General features: G+C 67.4%; 17 protein-coding genes. 8 read left to right on the forward strand and 9 right to left on the reverse strand.

The annotated features are described in order from the left end of the window. Positions 1-101 precede the first annotated feature (101 nt). Both OG394_RS23990 and OG394_RS23995 read left to right on the forward strand, forming a co-directional pair. Positions 102-1841 (forward strand): ABC transporter ATP-binding protein, encoded by a 1740-nt coding sequence (locus OG394_RS23990; protein WP_328989295.1) that lies wholly within the window; start codon positions 102-104, stop codon positions 1839-1841. Further along, on the forward strand, positions 1841-3604 hold the full coding sequence (locus tag OG394_RS23995; protein WP_328989296.1) for an ABC transporter ATP-binding protein: 1764 nt from the start codon (positions 1841-1843) through the stop codon (positions 3602-3604). The genes OG394_RS23990 and OG394_RS23995 overlap by 1 nt, the downstream gene beginning before the upstream one ends. Before the next feature lie 24 nt (positions 3605-3628). On the opposite strand, the gene OG394_RS24000 is transcribed toward OG394_RS23995, so the two are convergent. Both OG394_RS24000 and OG394_RS24005 read right to left on the reverse strand, forming a co-directional pair. Then, a complete protein-coding gene (locus OG394_RS24000) occupies positions 3629-4060 on the reverse strand; it encodes a DUF6069 family protein (protein ID WP_328989297.1) in 432 nt (143 codons plus the stop codon). Between the two features lie 186 nt (positions 4061-4246). Further along, positions 4247-5176, reverse strand: coding sequence for a helix-turn-helix transcriptional regulator (locus OG394_RS24005; RefSeq protein ID WP_328989298.1), 930 nt, complete (start codon positions 5174-5176; stop codon positions 4247-4249). 243 nt (positions 5177-5419) lie between these two features. On the opposite strand from OG394_RS24005, the gene OG394_RS24010 reads away from it, so the two are divergent. Both OG394_RS24010 and OG394_RS24015 read left to right on the forward strand, forming a co-directional pair. Beyond that, positions 5420-6694, forward strand: a complete 1275-nt coding sequence (locus OG394_RS24010; RefSeq protein WP_328989299.1) for a S1 family peptidase — start codon at positions 5420-5422, stop codon at positions 6692-6694. A 78-nt stretch (positions 6695-6772) separates the two neighbouring features. Continuing rightward, a complete protein-coding gene (locus OG394_RS24015; RefSeq protein WP_328989300.1) occupies positions 6773-7831 on the forward strand; it encodes a hypothetical protein in 1059 nt (352 codons plus the stop codon). A gap of 8 nt (positions 7832-7839) precedes the next feature. Here the strand turns inward: OG394_RS24015 and OG394_RS24020 are convergent, their stop codons facing one another. From OG394_RS24020 to OG394_RS24035, 4 genes are all read right to left on the reverse strand, one after another. Continuing rightward, on the reverse strand, positions 7840-8811 hold the full coding sequence (locus OG394_RS24020; RefSeq protein WP_328989301.1) for an aldo/keto reductase: 972 nt from the start codon (positions 8809-8811) through the stop codon (positions 7840-7842). 97 nt (positions 8812-8908) lie between these two features. After that, positions 8909-10399, reverse strand: a complete 1491-nt coding sequence (locus OG394_RS24025) for an ATP-binding protein (RefSeq protein WP_328989302.1) — start codon at positions 10397-10399, stop codon at positions 8909-8911. A 180-nt stretch (positions 10400-10579) separates the two neighbouring features. Beyond that, complete coding sequence (locus OG394_RS24030; protein ID WP_328989303.1) at positions 10580-11062, reverse strand: hypothetical protein; 483 nt, start codon at positions 11060-11062, stop codon at positions 10580-10582. Between the two features lie 133 nt (positions 11063-11195). Continuing rightward, positions 11196-11999 carry a nitroreductase/quinone reductase family protein gene (locus tag OG394_RS24035; RefSeq protein ID WP_328996865.1) on the reverse strand — a complete coding sequence of 268 codons (804 nt, stop codon included), beginning with the start codon at positions 11997-11999 and terminating at the stop codon, positions 11196-11198. On the opposite strand from OG394_RS24035, the gene OG394_RS24040 reads away from it, so the two are divergent. Continuing rightward, positions 11898-12128: a hypothetical protein gene (locus OG394_RS24040; RefSeq protein ID WP_328989304.1), complete on the forward strand. Its 231-nt coding sequence runs from the start codon at positions 11898-11900 to the stop codon at positions 12126-12128. The genes OG394_RS24035 and OG394_RS24040 overlap by 102 nt on opposite strands. A gap of 145 nt (positions 12129-12273) precedes the next feature. On the opposite strand, the gene OG394_RS24045 is transcribed toward OG394_RS24040, so the two are convergent. After that, positions 12274-13077 (reverse strand): aminotransferase class IV family protein, encoded by an 804-nt coding sequence (locus OG394_RS24045; RefSeq protein WP_328989305.1) that lies wholly within the window; start codon positions 13075-13077, stop codon positions 12274-12276. A 147-nt stretch (positions 13078-13224) separates the two neighbouring features. On the opposite strand from OG394_RS24045, the gene OG394_RS24050 reads away from it, so the two are divergent. After that, positions 13225-14148: a hypothetical protein gene (locus OG394_RS24050; RefSeq protein ID WP_328989306.1), complete on the forward strand. Its 924-nt coding sequence runs from the start codon at positions 13225-13227 to the stop codon at positions 14146-14148. Between the two features lie 62 nt (positions 14149-14210). Here OG394_RS24050 and OG394_RS24055 read toward each other — a convergent pair whose 3' ends face one another. Continuing rightward, a complete protein-coding gene (locus OG394_RS24055) occupies positions 14211-17024 on the reverse strand; it encodes a helix-turn-helix transcriptional regulator (RefSeq protein WP_328989307.1) in 2814 nt (937 codons plus the stop codon). A 4-nt stretch (positions 17025-17028) separates the two neighbouring features. Further along, positions 17029-17661, reverse strand: a complete 633-nt coding sequence (locus tag OG394_RS24060) for an MBL fold metallo-hydrolase (protein ID WP_328989308.1) — start codon at positions 17659-17661, stop codon at positions 17029-17031. A 183-nt stretch (positions 17662-17844) separates the two neighbouring features. Between OG394_RS24060 and OG394_RS24065 the strand changes: the two genes are divergently transcribed. Both OG394_RS24065 and OG394_RS24070 read left to right on the forward strand, forming a co-directional pair. Next, a complete protein-coding gene (locus tag OG394_RS24065; RefSeq protein WP_328989309.1) occupies positions 17845-18150 on the forward strand; it encodes a hypothetical protein in 306 nt (101 codons plus the stop codon). Positions 18151-18160: 10 nt separating this feature from the next. After that, the gene (locus OG394_RS24070; RefSeq protein WP_328989310.1) at positions 18161-18436 is read left to right on the forward strand and encodes a helix-turn-helix domain-containing protein; all 276 of its coding nucleotides are present in this window, start codon (positions 18161-18163) and stop codon (positions 18434-18436) included. The last annotated feature ends 145 nt before the right edge of the window (positions 18437-18581 follow it).

The raw sequence follows: 18581 nt of genomic DNA on the forward strand, positions 1-18581 counted from the left end.
GGCTGTCCTTCGGGGAATGCGTTGATCACCACCGGAGAACGTTTCGGCCGAACCCGCCGTACATCGACGTGTGCGCAACCGTCCGCCGCTTTCGGTGCCCGGTGACCGCGACGTACGGCGTTCCTGGACCAGCTGCGCTGCGGAGCGCGAAGCGGTATCTGTTCTGGCTGCTGGGCCGTCAGCGTGGCCGGGCCGCGCTGGGAGCGTTCTTCAGCATCGTCTGGATGGTCGGCCTCGCCCTGACGCCGTACCTGCTCGCCCAGGCCACTGACGAAGGGCTACGGCGGGGTGGACTCGAGCCGCTCCTGCCGTGGATCGGCGCTCTTCTCGCGGCCGGAGTTCTGACTGCCTTCGTCGCGATCCTGCGGCATCGCACCATGACCAAGGTGAGGCTCGATGGCGCCTACCGGACAGTCCATGCGGTCGTCGTTCACTCGACGGTGCTCGGCAGTGAGCTGAACCGCAAGACCACCACGGGAGAGGTGGCGACTATCGGCATGAGTGACGCGTGGGTGATCGGTAACACCTTGGCCGTGGTCGGCCCTGGCGTCGGCGCGGTCGTCGCCTGTGTCGTCGTCGCGTTGCTGCTCTTCGCGATGTCGCCGGCCCTGGCCGCTGTCGTACTGCTTGGCCTTCCCGTGGTCGTCGTTCTGATCGGGCCGATTCTCGGTCGGCTCCAGAACCGCGCGACGGTTTATCGCGAGCGTCAGGGACGCCTCACCGCGCGCATGGTGGACATCGTCCAGGGCCTGCACGTGCTGAACGGGGTGGGCGGCAAACCGATGTTCTCCACTCGCTATGAGCAGGGCTCGGGCGAGCTTCGCGACGAGGGCTACCGGGTGGCCTCGATCGCGAGCTGGATCCCGGCCATCGCGGTCGGAGCTCCGGTCGTCTTCCTGGCCGGGGTGACCTGGGTGGCCGCGCGGATGGTGGCCGGCGGGGAACTCTCGGTCGGCGATCTGGTGGGCGCCTACGGCTACGCCGCCTTCCTCGTCGTACCGCTCGCCGCACTGATCGAGAGTGCCTCGGACATCAATCAGGGGCTCGTGGCCGCACGACGGGTCGTGGGATTCCTGTCCGCCGCGCCTGATTCCCTGTCGGTGGACGGCGAGCCGGGGCCTGCCGCCCGAGCGGTGTTGCGCGACCCGGACTCCGGAGTGACGCTTCGGCCGGGAAGTTTCACCGCGGTCGCCAGTGCCCGCCCTCTCGATGCGTTGATCGTCATCGACCGGCTGGGCGGCTTCTGCCGGTCGGACGTCACGTGGGGCGGCCAGCGGCTCGCGACGATCGAGCCCACTGAGGTCCGGCAGCGAATTCTGGTGGCGGACAACGGAGCCGATCTCTTTGCGGGCACGCTACGCGAAGTGGTGTCCGGACGGTTCGACCGAGACGACGCGCTCTTGACCGATGCACTGCACACCGCTGCGGCGGAGGACATCCTGACGGCCGCGCCCGATGGCCTGGCGACCGCTGTCGCCCCGCAGGGCCGCAACTTCTCGGGAGGCCAGCGGCAACGGATCCGGCTGGCCCGCGCCGTCGCCGCGGAGCCGGAGCTACTGCTGGCCTCCGAACCGACCTCAGCGGTCGACGCGTACACCGAGACGCTAATCGCACAGCGGTTGCGAGCTGCCCGTACCGGCATGACGACCCTGGTGACCACTACCTCACCGGCCGTTCTGGACGTCGCCGATGTCGTCTACTTCCTCGTCGACGGAAAGGTGGCCGCGACGGGAACACATCGCGAGCTGCTGGACGGCGTACCTGGCTACCAACTACTGGTCTCTCGCGCTCTCGGTGAGTCCGAAGAGGACGAACCGAAGCCGACGTCAGGGCGCAGCTGATGGCCGACGACCCGACGCCGGACGGTCATCTTCCGGTTGCGACGAAGCGGGAGACCTGGCGGGCAGGGCTGAAGCTGATTCGTCTCGCGCGCCGAACCTTCGCCCTGATGGTGTTGCTGAACGTACTGGCGACCCTGGCCGGACTTGGCGGCCCCTGGCTGCTGGGAGAGATCGTCGATGCGGTCGTCAGCGGCCGTGGGGGTCAGGAGATCGACCGGCTGGCCCTGTTGATCGTGGTGTGTGCGTTGTTGCAGCTGGTACTGACGCGCTATGCCCGCAAAGTCGGAGCACGGTTCGGCGAACGGACCTCGGCGCAGGTTCGCGAGCAGTTCCTTCGCCGGGTGCTGCGGCTACCGGCCGCGGTCGCCGAGCGGGTGCCGACCGGCGACATCACCTCGCGTGCATCGACCGATGTGAACTCGGTCGCAAGCGCCTTGCGGGACGCGGTTCCGGACCTCCTGATCGCCGCCATCCAGACGCTGCTCGTCTTCGTCGCGGTCTTCGTCATCGATCCGCTGATGGGCGCCTGTGCCGTGATCGGCCTGTCGGGCATCTGGTTCGCCGGGCGCCGGTACCTGGCCAGAGCCCGGACGGCCTACCTCGCGGCCGGTGCCGCCAGCTCGACGTTGACCGAGGTGCTCACCGCGACCGTCTCCGGGGGCCGGACGGTCGAGGCCTTCGGGCTCCAGGAACGCCGGCTGCGAGCGAGCGTCGAGGCGATCGAGCACTCCCGCGACACCCGACTGCGAACCCTGGCTCTCCGGACCGCGCTGTTCCCCGTCATCGATGTCTCCTACATGCTGCCGCTGGTCGGCGTACTGCTCGTCGGCGGAACCTTGTACGGCAGCGGCCAGATCAGCCTCGGGGCGATCATCGCCGCCGTCTTCTACCTTCGCCAGCTGGCCGGGCCGCTGGAAGTGCTGTCGTGGTGGATCGATCAGATCCAGAGCTCGGCGGCGTCCTTCGCCCGGCTGGAGGGGATCGAGGCGATGGCCCGCCCCGCCCGTACGACGGCAGCCAGGCCGGCGGATGACCGGATCGAGGTGGAAGACGTCTGCTTCGCGTATCCCGGCGGGCCTGACGTACTGACCGAGGTCAACCTTCGCATTCAGCCCGGGGAGCATCTCGCCATCGTCGGAGTCTCCGGGGCCGGAAAGTCGACCCTGGGCCGATTGCTGACCGGCATCGAGCATCCGCGGACCGGGGCGGTCACGGTGGGCGGCGTTTCCGTCGCCGAGCTTCCACCCGAACAGCTACGCGAGCAGATCGTCCTGGTCACGCAGGACCATCATGTGTTCGCCGATTCGGTCCGCGACAACCTGCTGATCGCGAGGCCGACGGCAGCCGACGAAGAGCTGCGAGCCGCCTTGGCGACCGTAGGAGCGAGCTGGATGGACGACCTCCCGGACGGCCTGGACACAGTGCTGGGCGACGGTGGTCTGGCGCTGGAGACGTCGCATGCTCAGCAGATCGCCCTCGCGCGGGTCGTCCTCGCCGACCCGCACACGGTCGTTCTGGACGAGGCCACCTCGATGCTGGATCCCACGACTGCCCGCAGCGTCGAACGCGCACTCGCCGTGATCCTCGACGGCCGAACGGTGCTGGCGATCGCCCACCGGATGCACACCTCCCACGACGCGGACCGGGTCGCCGTGATGGCCGCCGGCCAAATCATCGAGATCGGCTCGCACACCGAGTTGCTCGAGGCCGACGGCGCCTACGCGGCACTATGGCGTTCCTGGCACGGCGACTCCGCAGATTGACCGTGTGCTTATTGCGAGCGGCCGTCAGGGGCGAAGCCGGCGGGCGACCGCGGGGATCACGATGGCGGCGGCGACCAGGTGCGTCACCATCAGGAGTGCCTTCGTGGAAGTGCCGGCGTCCGCGAGCACGTCGGGCACCCAGGAGAGCACAGTGAGCGCCACAGTGGTGCGGATCCACGCGGTACGCGGGCTGCCGGCGAAGCGGCGCAGCACCAAGGCGATGAGCAGTCCGAGAACCGCGAAGATGGCGGTCGTCACCGCGAACCCGGCAATCGGGATCGGGACGCCGGAGACGGCGATGCTGATCCCGGCAGTCCGGCCAACAGCGGCGAGCACCGTCGTGGCGGCCGCGGCGAGGACGGTGGCTACGGCCCCGCCCCGCAGCAGTGAACCCGCCGACGGTGCGGCGGTCGTGGTGGCGGCAGTGGCGAGGGCGGTGTTGTAGGTGGCAGACATAGTGACCTCCGATGGTGCACCGACCGGCCCGTTGCCGGTCTCTCACCCGCTACGTCGAAACTGACTCGACACCGCACGACACGACCCGGGAACTTTCTCGAAGATCTGTCAGGACGGGCCTCAGCCCCGCACTAGGACTGCGGGCCGCTGTGGTTGTTGCTGCCTGTGTCGACGAAGCCGGGGCAGTCAGATCCAGCCCTGCTGCTTGGCGAGGATGGCGGCTTGGACTCGGTTGGCGGTGTCGAGGCGGATGAGCAGGTCGGCGACGTACCGGCGGTAGGTCCGTAGGCTGACGCCCAGTTCGCGGGCCGCGATCTCGTCTTTGACCACCGTCGCCAGTAGGTGAAGGATCTGCCGGTCTCGGGCTGTCAGGTGTGGCGGGGTGTCCGGCTCGATGTCGGCGGCATGCGTCCAGACCCGCTCGAAGAGGTCGACGAGGGTGGCGACCGCGCCGGCCTGGCGGATCATCAGGGCGCCGGAGCCGCTGGCGTTCGGCACGGTCGGTACGAAGGCGACCGAACGATCCAGGATGACCATCTGCTGCACCGCCTCATCGGTCACCCGGTGCCGGTCTCCCGCCCGGTGCAACTGCAGGCAGTACTCGACCACCGCCGGGTCGTTCAGGTGCTCCCGGGGAATGATGGTGCGCCACTGCACCCCCTTGCCCAGGCGGTCGATGAAGCGCGGCATGTGGCCGGTCCGAACCTTGCGCTGCTTGTGATGCATCGACAGTGCCTCTTCGGCGTCCTGCGCGAGGGCCCAGATCCGCTCGTCGACGCGCTCGGCACCCTCGATCTTCTCCATCGAGTACTGCGTGTCCGCCTGACGGACCTCCGCGCTCAGCGAGTGGAGTGTCTCCCAGGCACTCGAGATGCGCCGAACCTCCGCGTTCGCCTCTTGCAGTCGTCGCCTGATCAGCCGGGTTATCCCGACCTCCGGCTCGACCGCGGTGGCTCGACCGCAGTCGTCGAGCCGGACCAGCTCGAGCTCGGCCAACCGGGTCAACGCCGCCTCGACCGCGTCCTGCCCGCCATCGGCCACCGTCTCGCCTTCGCGCAAGAGGGCCCGGTAGACCCGCTCCTCGAACTCGGTCAGTCCGAGGCTGTCAAGACTCACAAGGCTTCTCCGGAAGGCGGCAGGCCGGTCGCGCCGCGCTGAGACTGCGGTGTCACCCAGATGCCAGCCGATGGCACGTGGTTGCAGCGGCAATCTCTAGTGCGGGCGAGTTGACGCGAACAATGATCACACCGAGACAGCCAGATGGCGATTTCGGTGCCCACGGCAACCTGCTCCATCGGGGATCGCGAGTCCACATCCGGCCGGCCTCATTCGCCCCCGAGATTCCCTGAAGGAGTAGATGTGCGGATTCACCGAACGAGTCGCCTCTCCGCACGGACGCGAGGTGTCGCCGCTCTGCTGGTCATGTCGATGGCAGCGACGGCGGTATCCCTGAGTATGTCCGGGCAAGCCAGTGCAGCAGACCGGCCATTGGCGCCCATGTTCGATCTGACCCCGGGCCCGGCCACGCCGTACGCGGCCACCAAAACACTCGAAGCCCTTAACAACAAGCTCTTCGCAGAACCGGCTCAATGGGCAGGCGTCTGGTACGACCACAAGGCCGGCCAGATCGTCACCGCCGTACCCCAGAACGCAACGCAACGAACGCTGACCGCCGCCGGCACGACCGGCAAGGTGGTAATGGTCAGCCGCAGTTTCGCCGATCTCAAGAAGATCTCCGACGAGATCATCCACCGCCCGTCCATCGCCTCGGTCCCGGTCACGAGTACCGGTATGGACTGGGAGCACAACGCCGTAGTCGTCGGACTGGAGCACGTGACCGACGACGCCCGCGCGGAGCTCGCCTCCGAGTTCGGCGATGCGGTGACCGTGCAGGAGGTCGGCCGGGCGGTGCAGCAGAACGGGCCTGACCGATGGCGAGACCGCTACCCGTACTGGGGTGGCTCGGGATGGGCTCCCAACGGGGACAGTGGTACGCCCGCGTGCTCGACGGCCTTCGCGGTACGGCGTCCGGACCGCTCGAAGAAGTTCCTGCTGACCGCCGGCCATTGCAACAGCCCGACCGCCGAGGACGCGGCAACGCTGAACACCCAGAGCACTGCCTGGAATAACCTCATCGGCACCAGCAAGGGCTACCAGAACTCGCTGTGCGGCACGAAGAGCAGCTGCGAGATCGGCTCCACCAAGTACGGCGACCTCTCGGTGATCCGGGTGTCCGGCATCGAGCCGCGGATCTACAGCGGCGCCGCCCGCGCCACAGGTTCGATAGCGGTCACGAACACCCAGACCAGCCACCCGGCGGTCGACAGCTGGGTATGCGTGAGTGGAGCCACAACAGGTTCGCACTGCGGCTACCGGGTCACCACTAACTTCACCTCAGTCCGCTATGACGACGGAGCGGTGATGACACCGGTCGTCCAAACCCTCAACACCAACGGCAGTTGCACGAGCGGCGGCGACTCTGGCGGCGCCGTGTACCTGCCGATCTCGAGCGGAGGCATCAGCGCGTCCGGCGTACACAGCGGCAGTAATCACGACCCAGGCAGCTGCGTCACCTGGTACACGTCGATCTACTACGCGCACAAGCTGTTCGACGTCGTGACCGAGACGTCCTGATCGAGACGTCCTGATCGACCACGGGGGCGTGGTCGCGGGACCACGCCCCCGTCCTCCCACGACTCCCTTGGAGCCTTGATGCGCAGACTTGTGCTGGTATTCCTACTCCTGCCGCTGTTCGCCCTAGTCCCCGTCGCCCGGGCAGACGCCGCCGCGTTGCCCGGTGGCAAAGCGAATTACGTGGTCTCCCTGGCATCGCTCAAGGCCGGCGATGCCAGGGACAACTGGGTACGACTCGGCAGCTACGCGTTCGCCGTAGACGGGACCGTACGGGCCAAGACCTATCTGTGGTGGCAACGCGCGCCGGTCGGCCGCCAAGGGACGGGGGCAACGCCGGACAGCTCGTGCTCGACCAAGAAGCTGGCAGTCGGTCAGACCCTGGTCCGCGAATGCCAGGTGCTGACAGCCGCCGGGTTCGTGGCGGGCTCAACCGAGACGCGAACGGGCAAGTACACCGTCACCGGCGGCCTACTGCACATCACGTGGACCATCGGCCAGACCTGGACGGAGCAATGGAACGTCGTCGGCAGTTCCGACGGCAAGCTCGCTCGCCTCGACTACAGGTCCAACACCCTCGCCACCTCCGGCTATGCCTATGGCAGCAACGCGTCTCTCAGTACCCGCCGGGCGATGGAAACGGTTGCGGCGTACGCCGGGACGCTCAAGCACGACTACGTCACCTGGGCACACGACGTCGTGACCAGCAGCCCGGCCGCCGGCGGAGCATTCGATCTCCCGAAGTTCCGGACCTGCGCGACGATGACCTGGTGCCTGACGTACCTCCAGCCCAACGCCGACAAGGCCTGCCAGGCGTCAGGCGGCTGTGTTGGCACCGGAGGCGGCAGCCCCATCGACGACCGCTCGCTGCAGAACTACCTCGTACAAGTCTCCGGACAAGATCGCCGGGACACGCATTGGCACTGGTGCACCTGTCTGACCAGGAACGCGAACGGCACGGACAGAGAAGCCTGCTATACCGGCAACTCCCACGTGAAACCAATGCTGCAGATCATCGACGACAGCGGCGCCTTCCGCGGCTGGGTCGGCGTCGAGGCGTCCTTCTATCCCGGCAAGGACCTCGAAGACCCACGCGAAAGCGACATGCTCGGCGCTTTCCGCGTAACCGACTTCCGGTGAGCCTCGGGCTATGGCGTGGCCGGGTTCGTTGCGTCGCTGAGTGCTTGCACTTCTTCGTCGTCCAGCGTGAAGGTGAGGGCTGCGGCGTTCTGGGCGGCTTGACGTGCGTTCTTGGCGCCGGGGATGGGCAGTACGTCGTTCTGCTGGATCAGCCAGCGCAAGGCGACCTGGCTGGGGCTCCTGTCGTGCCGGCTGCCGATCTCGTTCAGCAGGCCCACCACTCGGGCGAGATCCACCAGATTCCTGCCGCGGAAGGAGCGGTTGTAACGCCGCCATCCGGCCGGTCGGGTGGCGGCCGAGTACTTGCCGGTGAGCGCGCCCGAGGCCAGCGGCATGTAGGCGATGAGGGTGACGCCCAGCTTTCGGCACGTGTCGAGTACGCCGTCGGTCTCAGGGTCGCGGTGCAGTAACGAGTACTGCACCTGGTTGGACGTGAGCGCAAGGCCTCTGCGGGCGAGTTCGGTGTGGGCGGTACGCATCTGATCGGCGGTGTAATTGCTCACGCCCACGGCCCTGACCTTTCCCGTGTCGACGGCGTCCGCCATCAGGTTCATCAACGTCGGGATGGACATCCAACGGGACGGGAAGTGGACCTGATACAGGTCGATACTCGTACGCCGTAGCCGGGCCAGGCTGCCCTCCAGCGTGGTCGGCAGACTGCTCGCACGGGAGAAGAAGCCGAACGGGAACTTGGTCGCCACCACCACGTCGATGCCCTCAGTCAGCTCGCCAACCCGCCGCTCCGAAGCCCCTTTGCCGTACATCGCCGCGGTGTCGATGAAGTTGACTCCGGCAGCCAGGCTCACCTCCAGCGCTGCTCGCTGCTCCTCGAGACTGCTGGTCGGACCGTAGACATTGCGAGCCGGATTCCACCGCGGCGCGGCCGCCATGTCACCCCAGACCATCGCCCCAATACCCAGCCGCGACACGCGAATATCCGTCCGCCCCAGCGTCATCAACTGCCCACCTGGCTCGGACATCCCGGCCACCTCAGCTCATCGACAGGTCCACCACCCCGTGCCTAACGTCCATGATGCCACCGGCACCACCGCCAGCTAGGTAGACGCTTCGACCGCGTCAGGCGTAGAGGTCTGCGAGGTCTATTAGGACGACGTCGGGGCGGGCGGTCGCTTGGGCGCGTAGAGCGTCGGAGAAGCCGGCGGCGCTGAAGCAGGCGAGTACGCAGTGGTCCGTATCCATGTTCCGGCCTTGGAGGACTTCACGTGCACGGCTGAGGCGCTCGAGGTGGTTCAGGCCGACTACCGTGCCCCATTTGGCCTCGCCGAGCATCCCCACGGAACGCTTGCTGCCGCCTGATCCAGCCTCGGTGACGGCTATGTCGATCTCGATATGTTGTCGTCCGGCCGGATCTACGACGACCCCCCGGCCGACTTGCCCGAATTGGCTGTGGAGATGGGCGCGTCCTTCGCCGAGCATGTACTCGCGGCACATGGCTTCGAAATGTGGTCCCAGTACTTGAGCGGCAAACCTCTCGCCTGAATGGGCCCACACCTCCGCGGCCTGCCCGCTTTCCAAGCGTGCCCATGCCGGGCGCATGACGGCCTCATAGAAGTTGATCAGCGGTTCGGTGATCCGGTATTGAGATTTCCCGGATCTGAAGACGTCCTCGTCCCTTCTCAACAGGTGGCTGTCTTCGAGCACGTTGAGCGGATGAGAGATATCGACAGCCTTCCGCCCGATGTACCCGGCGATACCGCCACGCGTGGCGTTGCCGCTGGCCACGGCCGCGAGGACCGAATGGTAGAGAGCTGTGTCCCGGATATCCGTCTCCTCGGCAAGCAGATACCGCGCTTCCCGGAAGAGCGGGCTCAGCGGCGACAGCACCGTACGGCGAAGCCAGGCATCGAAGTCGTCGAACCCTGCGGGTACGTCGTCCGCGAGGAACTGGCGGCGGTATGCAGGCGTGCCTCCGAGTACGGCGTGCAGCCTGGCAGCGAGCGGAGGATCGTCCGTCACGCCCCAGAATTCCGCTGACGAGCGATACCCGAACGGGCTGACCACTAGCTCCAGCTGCGCCCGCCCTCGCAACGGCGCCGTACTGGACAAAAGGCCACCCATCACCGACATCGCCGAGCCGCACAGAAGTAGTCGCAGCCGGCTTTCCTCGATCTGGAAGCGATCCATCTCCCGCTGAATGAGCGAAGGAAGCTCGGCTGCGGTCTTCGCCAAATACGGGAACTCGTCGATCACCACCAGGAGTGCCTCGGTCGCACGGTCCGGAGTCGCCATCGCGAACAGGTAGGAGACCGCGTCATCCCAGTTTGCGAAGGAGAACGAAACCGGCGAACCGGCGTACTTGGCCAGAGCCGCACCGAACTGCCGCAGCGACTCTCCCTCGGTGGCCGCAGTAGCCGCGAAATAGAAGCCCCCGAGTTGCTCGACAAGAGCACGCAGAAGGTAGGTCTTGCCCATTCGTCGGCGGCCGCTGACCACTCCGAGCATCGCGTGCGGAGCCGGCCGACTGGCGAACGCCGCCAAGCCGGCCCACTCTGCCTCGCGATCGAACACTCTCGATGGCTTGGCGATGTCGGGCAAAGGGTTAGCCACGCCTTCTCCATTCGCAAGGACTACACCCCTAAGGACTATACTCCTTGCCGATGTCGCGACTCGCCAGATCGCCGAACAGGGTTTGGCGGAGGCGGTGGGCTATGAGGGGAAGCGGCGGGTTTTGCGGGTGGCGGTTAGGGAGGGGAGACCTAGTGGCGATTCGCGATTGGTGAAGAGGCACTAGGCGTCGGGGGTGAAGTTTAGGTCGGTTTCGGATTCCCAGGTGGCGTTGCCTTTTTTGTCGACGCAGAGGAAGCGGGGTGGGTGCTCGGAGGAGATGGCGGCGATCTTGACGTCGACGTTCGGGTTGACCGAGATCCGGGAAGCTTTGAGCGGCGTGGCGAAAGTGCTGAGGCTCGCGGGTTGGCGGGCTGCGCCGTCGGCGGTGACGGTGGCGGCGGTGGCGACGCCGCGGGCGATCAGGTCGGCGGCCGAGATGATCGCGACCAGGGCGAGGACGCCTAGGGCCAGCGAGACGATGTGGCTTGGCGCCCAGTTGATCTCTTTGTCTTTCATGTAGTCACCGACGAGACCGACGACGATCGTGAGTAGAGGTGTCGCGATGGTCAGGACCTTCGTCAGGCTGAATGCGGGGGCCTTGACGACCTGGTCCCCCGCACCGTCCGAGTTCAGTAGCCACTTCTTGGGATCGAATGACGCCATGATGCTCCCCTTCCGAGTCGGCTTCCCCCCACGGGAAGGACCACAGCGTGAGGGTGACACACAGTGACCGCGGTGTGAAGTGCGAGCGACCGCCGGCCGGGTGGCGGGACGAACCACCCGGCCCGACCAACCCTCAGGCGGCTTCGAGGAGGGGGATCAGCTGGTCCTCTTCGTACGTGAGGTGGGCTTCGAGGGCGTCGGCTAGGCGGTTGACCTCTCGGCGTACGGCGGTGAGGTCCGTGCTGGGGGTGGAGATGACCTTTTGCAGGGCCTCGATCAGGGCGGCGATCTGCACGTGCTCCGCGGCCAACCGGTCGATGGTGGGGGCGAACTCGGGATAACGCTCGGCCAGGGCCGGGAACATGCCGGCGTCCTCGTGCGTGTGGTGCACGTGGAGGCCCTTGCACAGGGTGAGGCAGTTGATCCGCAACTGGGCGCCCAGGCCAGGGCCGGATTCCGCGATCTCCTTGCGGATCAGGCCGATCTCGCGGCGGAAGGCGTTGTGGACGAGCCGGAGGGCCTCCGCGAACGACGACGCGTTCGGCGGACCGCTCGACACCTCTTTGAGGGCGACGACCGGGAGGACGCGCGACGCCTTGTCCTCGTAGTCGGCCCAGCCGCGATCGGCCTCGACAGCGCGCGCGAAGGCCGCGTCTCGCTCGGGGCCTTGGAGTACGACGGCCTCAGCGTCGTACGTGAAGACGCCGTCCTCGACCGTCACGATCGGGTGGGCGAGGACGTTGTAGTACCAGTCGGGGTGCTTCGGTGAACCGCCCGCGGAGCCGATGACCAGGATCCGCTCGCCGCCGTCGGGCAGGAAGCCGAGCGGGGTGGTGTGGCGGGTGCCGGTCTGGGCGCCGATGGTGGTGAGCAGGATCAGGCGAGCGCCTTCGAAATAGCCGCCGACGCGGCCGTTGTTGGCGCGGAATTCTTCGATGACTTGCTGCTGGAAATCTATTGGAGTTCTCGGCTTTCTGTTCAGGAAAAGGGCATGACGAATTACCCGCAGAATGTGCGGGCAGAAGGGTCCGCAAACGGAGTACGGAGATCAAGGCAGGTGCCGTGAAAGGCAAGAGGGGAAGAGAAAACGGGCGGGCCGCGAGCCCGCCTGGCGATCAAGCCGTCGCCGGGTACCCAATTCGCTGATGGCCAAAGGCCGACCCGGCAGTCATGAAAAGAACTCTAAGGCCAGATCCACCACGACGCAACATTCATGGCGTGGTCAGCGGCTCGGCCTGGTAGGCCCGGTGCAGCAATTCCACAAAGGATGGCGCTTCGGGCAATGACACCGAATCGATTCGATGTACGGCGACTCCCGGCGTCCACGAATTCATCACGACTGCGCCGGCCAGCGACGGCAGGTCGTCCACCGTGATTTCCGCATCACACTGCGGGGCGCCGAGGCGGTCGAGTTGCCGCCGGACGATGCCCATCGTCGTACCAGCAAGCATTTCGGCAACCGGCCACACGACCGACGTACCGTCCCAGAAGGCCAGGTTCCAGATGGACGCCTCGCTGAAGCGCCCCCGCCGGTCAACAAACGCCGCGTCGTCGAAGCCCTTCGCGACGGCTTGGCGGGGGTAGTAGGTCTTGGCCACCTCGCCGACGTGCTTCACGGCCGGGAGCACCCGCTCGTACTCGACCGTCGCCAGCGCCAGCGGGCCTGCCGGGGCGGATGCGGCTGGGCCGGTACGCACGAGCACCTCGGGCTCGACGGCGGCTCCGCCCGCGATCAACTCACGCCGCGGCGAGTACATGGTGGCCGCCAGCGAGAGGTCGGGCGGGCCGGCCGTCACGGCCGAGCGCAGGTAGTCCCGCACCAGTGCGTCGGGCACCGCCTGGCCGAACAGCTCGACGGAGGCGATCCGGAGCCGCTCCAGGTGGAGGTCGAGGGCGCGGATCCGGCCGTCCCGGACCTGCATGGCGGTGAAGTGGGCGTACCCGGCGAAGGTCAGCGGCGTGAGCTCCTCGATGGTCGCCGGCCGGCCGTTACGTTCCGCCACAAATGAGGTCACACCCCCAAGTCTGCGCGATCCCCCCAAAACCCCCACCCAACCGAATGAGGGATCGACCCTCATGCCCCCAGACGCCGCAGCGACCAGAGTTGTACTCACAAGCAGCGAACACAAAAAACCAACACCAAATAACTGGGGGTTACTGAAATGAACCGCATCGCTCTCCGATCAGCTGTCACCACTCTCGCCATCTCCGGATTCGCCGCCGCCGCGCTGGCGCCGACCGTCGCTCACGCCGATCTGCCGCTGGCGCCGGCTTGTGCCGAGGTGAAGGACACGGTCGGCTCGCACTTCGAAGTACGGCACTGCGATGTCACCGACGTCGACCAGTTCCGCACCAACCTCGACGGCAACGGCAACACCCACTGCGGCCCGGCGAGCCTCTACAACATCCTCTACTACCTGGGCGAGAAGAAGGGTCTGCCGGCCCGGATCACGCCGAACGGCCAGAACCTGACCGAGTACGACCCGAAGACGCCGGCGCACTACCCGATGGTGACCGCGTGGATCGGCTGGCTCGGCTACGAGGCCGGGATGGACACGACTCCGACCGGAACCAGCGCCGCCGGCAACCGCAAGGCGTTCGACGCCGCGACCGCGACCGCCAAGGCCAACGGCTGGTTCGTGGACCGCGGCCAGATCAACTCGAACGACGTCTCCGAGTTCGGCCTGGAGATCGCCAAGAAGACGGCCCACGCTCCGGTCCAGATCTGGTACGGCCGGTACACCGCCAACGGCGACCGCACCTACACCCGCGGCGGCGGCCACATCACGACGGTCGTCTCCGCCAAGGGTGACCTCGGCACCGGCGTGGTCGAGCTGACCCTGGCCGACCCGGGCCGCGCCGCCGACCACAAGACGGACGGCTACCTCGACACCCAGTCCGCATACCGCTACGAGACGGTCCAGCTGACCCGCCAGACGGTGAACGTGAAGGTCGTGCCCGAGGACGCCGCGCCGTACGTCGTACAGCGCACCTACTGGAAGCTGACCGGCGACAACTACGTCGGCGAGACCACCCAGTTCGTCGAGGGCTTCAACTGGTACGCCGCGGCCCCGCCGGTCGGCTGAACCAACTGAAAACTCCGGGGGGAGGGGTATCGAGGGGCGGTCCGCAAAGGGCCGCCCCTCGGTCATGCCATCGCGCGGGCCAGCTCCCGCCGCCCGGTGATACCGAGCTTCACGTAGATCCGGCCAAGATGGTTCTCCACCGTCTTAGGCGAAACGAAAAGCTCCTGCGCGATATCCCGATTAGTCCGCCCGTTGAGTGCCAACCCAGCCACCCGGCGCTCGCTGGCCGTCAGCGAATCCTGACCCGACGACGTAAGACTCCGAGGCCGATCCCCCAACGCCTCAAGGGCTTCCGCAGCCCGTTGCCGCTGCACCGGCGACCCGCACTTGGCCGCAAGCTCACCGCCACGCAACAACGGCTCCCGCGCATCCGTACGTCGATTCGCCACCCGATACGCCTCGCCCAGATCGATCAAGGCCTTCGCCAGTTCGAGCCGAGTCGGTGCCTCTTCCAGTACGGCGATCGCCTCGGTCAACGTCTGCACCCGGCTACCGCTCTCGCCCACCTTCGCCTTCAGCCGCAGGGCGGTACCGAGATCCGAAGGGGTGCCCCACTTCCCGGCGACGGCGAGCTGATCGGCGGCCAGCGATCGGGCCGCCTCCACCTCACCGAAGCGCAGCAGGGCCAACGCGGCCTGCGAACGCCACGGTATGCCGGGCGGGTCCATGTTCGCGGCAGCCGTCTCGTCGCGCAGGCGATAGGCGTGTACCAAGGCCAGATCCGGATCGTCCTGGTCGAGCGCCAGCCGGGCCCTTGCCTCGTGCAACCACATCATCGCGATCACCTTCGGCGCATCACGACATTGCTCGTCGAAGCTCGCCAGCATCGCCTTCGCGCCGTCGAAATCGCCTCGCTCCAAGGCGGCGTACACCCCGAAATGCACCGCGGTCGCACGCAACGCGACCACCTGGGGCGACAACTCCTCCGGCGCGACCGCGGCCAGCACGCCATCCGAATCAGCCTCGACGGCGGTCAAGTCACCACATCGCCAGGCCAGGAAGTCGTTGACGTTGGCAACCATCGCGAACTCGATCGGCGAACCATGCCGGCGAACCCAGCCTTGCGCCTGCGCGATCTCCTCACGCGCGAGGTCCACGCCATCGGCCGCGATCAGCGACATCATCGCGAGCAACCAGCTGACCAACGTGTCGGGACTGCCCGCGGAGTCCTTGAACAACGCGCCATGCCGCAACGCCCGCTCGGCCGTGCTCGCGACCTCCCGATACGGGCTCACCTCGTACCGCCCGCTTTGCGCGAGCAAGGCCAGCAAGATCCGCGCTTGCGGGGTATTGCCGCGCAGATCGTTGAAGCGATGCAAATGCGCCGACGCGATTCGCCGTTCGCCAGGCAGGAACGACCGCAGTACGCCGAGGCGCGCCTCCAACGTCAACCGCGCCGGATCGAACGGATCACCGGGCCATTCGGCCAGCCGCTCCTGCAACTCCGCGACCGCCGCCGGCGCACCATCGACCGTGGACGTCGCCAACGCGGCCGCGGCCAGCCAATCAGCCCGAGCCTGTACGTCGTCCGTGGCCGACGCCGCGTCGCGAAGCCGGTCGCGGGCGGTTCGCGCATCGCCCGCACGCAAGAGCGTCAGCCCCAGATCGGCTTGCAGGACAGGGTTGAGCGGGTCTGCCTCGAGAGCGCGTGCGAGGTACTTCGACGCGGTGGCGGTGTCGCCGCCGGCCAAGGATGATGTCGCCGCCTCGCGATAGATCGCCGCTGCCTCGGGCAAAACGCCGCTCGGAGCGAGGGCCAGATGGGCCGCGACGCGATCGGCCGGCGCGCGTTCGGCGTACAGGGCAGTGGCCGCTTTTCCATGCAGGGCGGCGCGTTCGAGCGGGCGGAGGGTGGAGAGCATCGCCTCGTGGATGACGGGATGCAGGAAGTTCAGTTGCCCTGAGCCCGCATCTACGACGTTGGCCGCGACGAGTGCTTCGACGGCGACGCCGAGCTCCTCCGCGGGCAGGCCGGCGACGGACCCTGCCAGCCAAGGATCCGCGCGGGTGCCGAGCACGGCGACGGAGCCGGCCAAGCGCAACGCCTCCGGGGTAAGGCGTCCGAGCATCGCCCGCGAGACCGTATGCGGACCTAATCCGGCAACCACCTTGGCCGTGGCCGGATCGTCCACCGGGTGGTCCGTGGCGTGCAGTTCTTCGAGCAAGGCCTCGGCCAGGAAGGGGTTTCCGCCACTCGCGGCGTGGATCGCGTCGACGACCTTCGCCGTGGGCAACGGTCCGCGGAGGGCGCTCATCTCGGCGACGGCTCGTCGGGTCAGGGGACGCGGCAACAATCGCTCGACGTGGCGCGAGACGGTCAGCTCGGCGAGCGGGCCGAACCGGTCCAGCGGCGGCCGGGTGGCGACAACCAGGGCGATCGGGAGATCGGCGACCCGGCGCGACAGGTACGCCAGGAACCGCTGCGACGGCAGGTCCGACCATTGCGCGTCGTCCACGGTGATCAGCAGCGGCCGCGGCGAGGCCAGGTCGACGGCCACCCACCACAACGCGTGCAACGTCCGCGCGACATCGGCGTCACCCGCGTCGGGACGGGCATTGCCGAGGGCCTCCAGCGCGCGACCGGTCGGGCCCGCGATGATCGCCTCCCGGGTGGCACCGCTGTACCGCGAGATGGACCGCTCGACCATCTGCCGGACAACACCCCAGGCCATCGCGCTCTCGAGTTCGTCGCCGACGGCCTGCATCCGGACGTAGCCGCGGTCCTTGGCCATCGCCCGGGTCTCGCGGACGAGGTGGGTCTTGCCGATACCGGCCTGCCCCTCGATGACCACGACCTGCCCGTTGCCGGCCGCCGCCGCGTCGAGCGCGGCGCCGATCCGGTTCAGCTCGTCCGGGCGCTCCAGGGTCGTGTCCACGGGCTCATCCTGCTGCACGAGCGAGCCGGTCGGGGTCATCGCGCAGCGGACGGCCATGCCCGAAGAGCACCAGCCGTGGCCGAAGAGCCGCCAGCCGGCGCATCGACTCGCGGTTCTGGTCGAGGTCCACGGTGGTGATCCGCCAGGGGCCGCTCACCTTCGGCAGGCGGTAGAACACGTCGCCGCAGATCAAGGTCCGATCCTTCTCCCGCCACAGCGCGATGTGCCCGGGCGAATGACCCGGCACCTCCAGCACGGTGAAACTGCCGACCTCGTCGCCTTCGCGCAGCGCCCGGTCGACCGGATGCGGCGGCGGCATCTTCATCTTCGCCATCAGCGCGGGGATGCGTCCCGGCCCGGTCACGGGGGTCGCAGTCTCGATCGCCTGTACGTCATCCGCGCCCGCCCACAGCGGCAGCTTCAGCGATTCGCAGATGGCATGGCTCGAGCCGAAGTGGTCGGGATGAGCGTGGGTGACCAGGTGCGCGGTGACTTCGGCGCCTTTCAGCTGCCGCAACAGACGGCGCGAGGCGGCCGGCGTACACGCGTCGACGAGGATCCCGTCCACCAGATAGGCGTTGAAAAGGTGCGGCGGAACGCCGACGAGCTGCTGAATGCCCTCCCCAAGGTTCCGCACGCGGCGAATCATATCCACGGCCAAGCTCCCCGGCGAGATTTGTCCATGTCGCCCGCCTGCGGACGTCCGGCCGATCTGCCCCGGGCTGCCCCAGGTTGCCCGCCGAAATGGCCTCCCTCAGGCCCGAATCGCGGCCGAGGGTTGAGGTCTCGCTCACCCTCGACTCGGATTTGGGATCGCCTGATGAAGCCCATCGCCCTCGGATATGTCCGCACCCACCCGTTCACCAGCCCCGGTGAGATCACGGCCGCCAAGGACCACCTCGCGGCGTACGCCGTCCAGACCGAACTCACCCTCGACCGCATCTACGTCGACCGCCCCGAAAGCCAGCCGGAGGCCTTCCACGCCCTGATCGAAGCCCTCAACCGCCGCGGCATCCGCCTAGTCCTCGTCCCCTCCCTCGCCCACCTAGGCGGCCACGGCTCCCCCCTCAAAACCCACTTAGAGCACTACACCCACGCCCGAGTCCTGATCCCGGAAAACCTATGAGTGGCGCCAGGTGGCGGACCGTTCGCGAGCGGGCAGCGCGGAACGGCGGTCTCGTCGAAAGTGCCGCAGTGACGGCTGCCCGGATCGAGATTCGCTGGCGTTCGGGCAGGCGCTGTACGACCGGCGTACCGCGCTCGGGCTGTCGCAAACCGAGGTCGCTCGGCGGGCGGCGATGAGTCAGCGGCAGATCTCGCGGATCGAGGCCGGCGACACCGTGCCGACCCTGCCCCTGTTGGAACGGTTGGCCGAAGCACTTGAATCCGAATTGGCCATTCACGACGAATAGCCCTCCGCCTCTTTCCCGATCATCGGGCCCTTGTGACCAGGCGTGTTGCGACTCATCGGGCCCTTGGGACCAGCCTTCGGCGCGTCGTCGGTCCCTAGTTGCCAGGCGTGTCACCCGTCCCGTTCGGTCAGAAGAGCCCGATGAA

This window comes from Kribbella sp. NBC_01245, assembly GCF_036226525.1.
In the GTDB taxonomy this organism is placed as follows: domain Bacteria; phylum Actinomycetota; class Actinomycetes; order Propionibacteriales; family Kribbellaceae; genus Kribbella.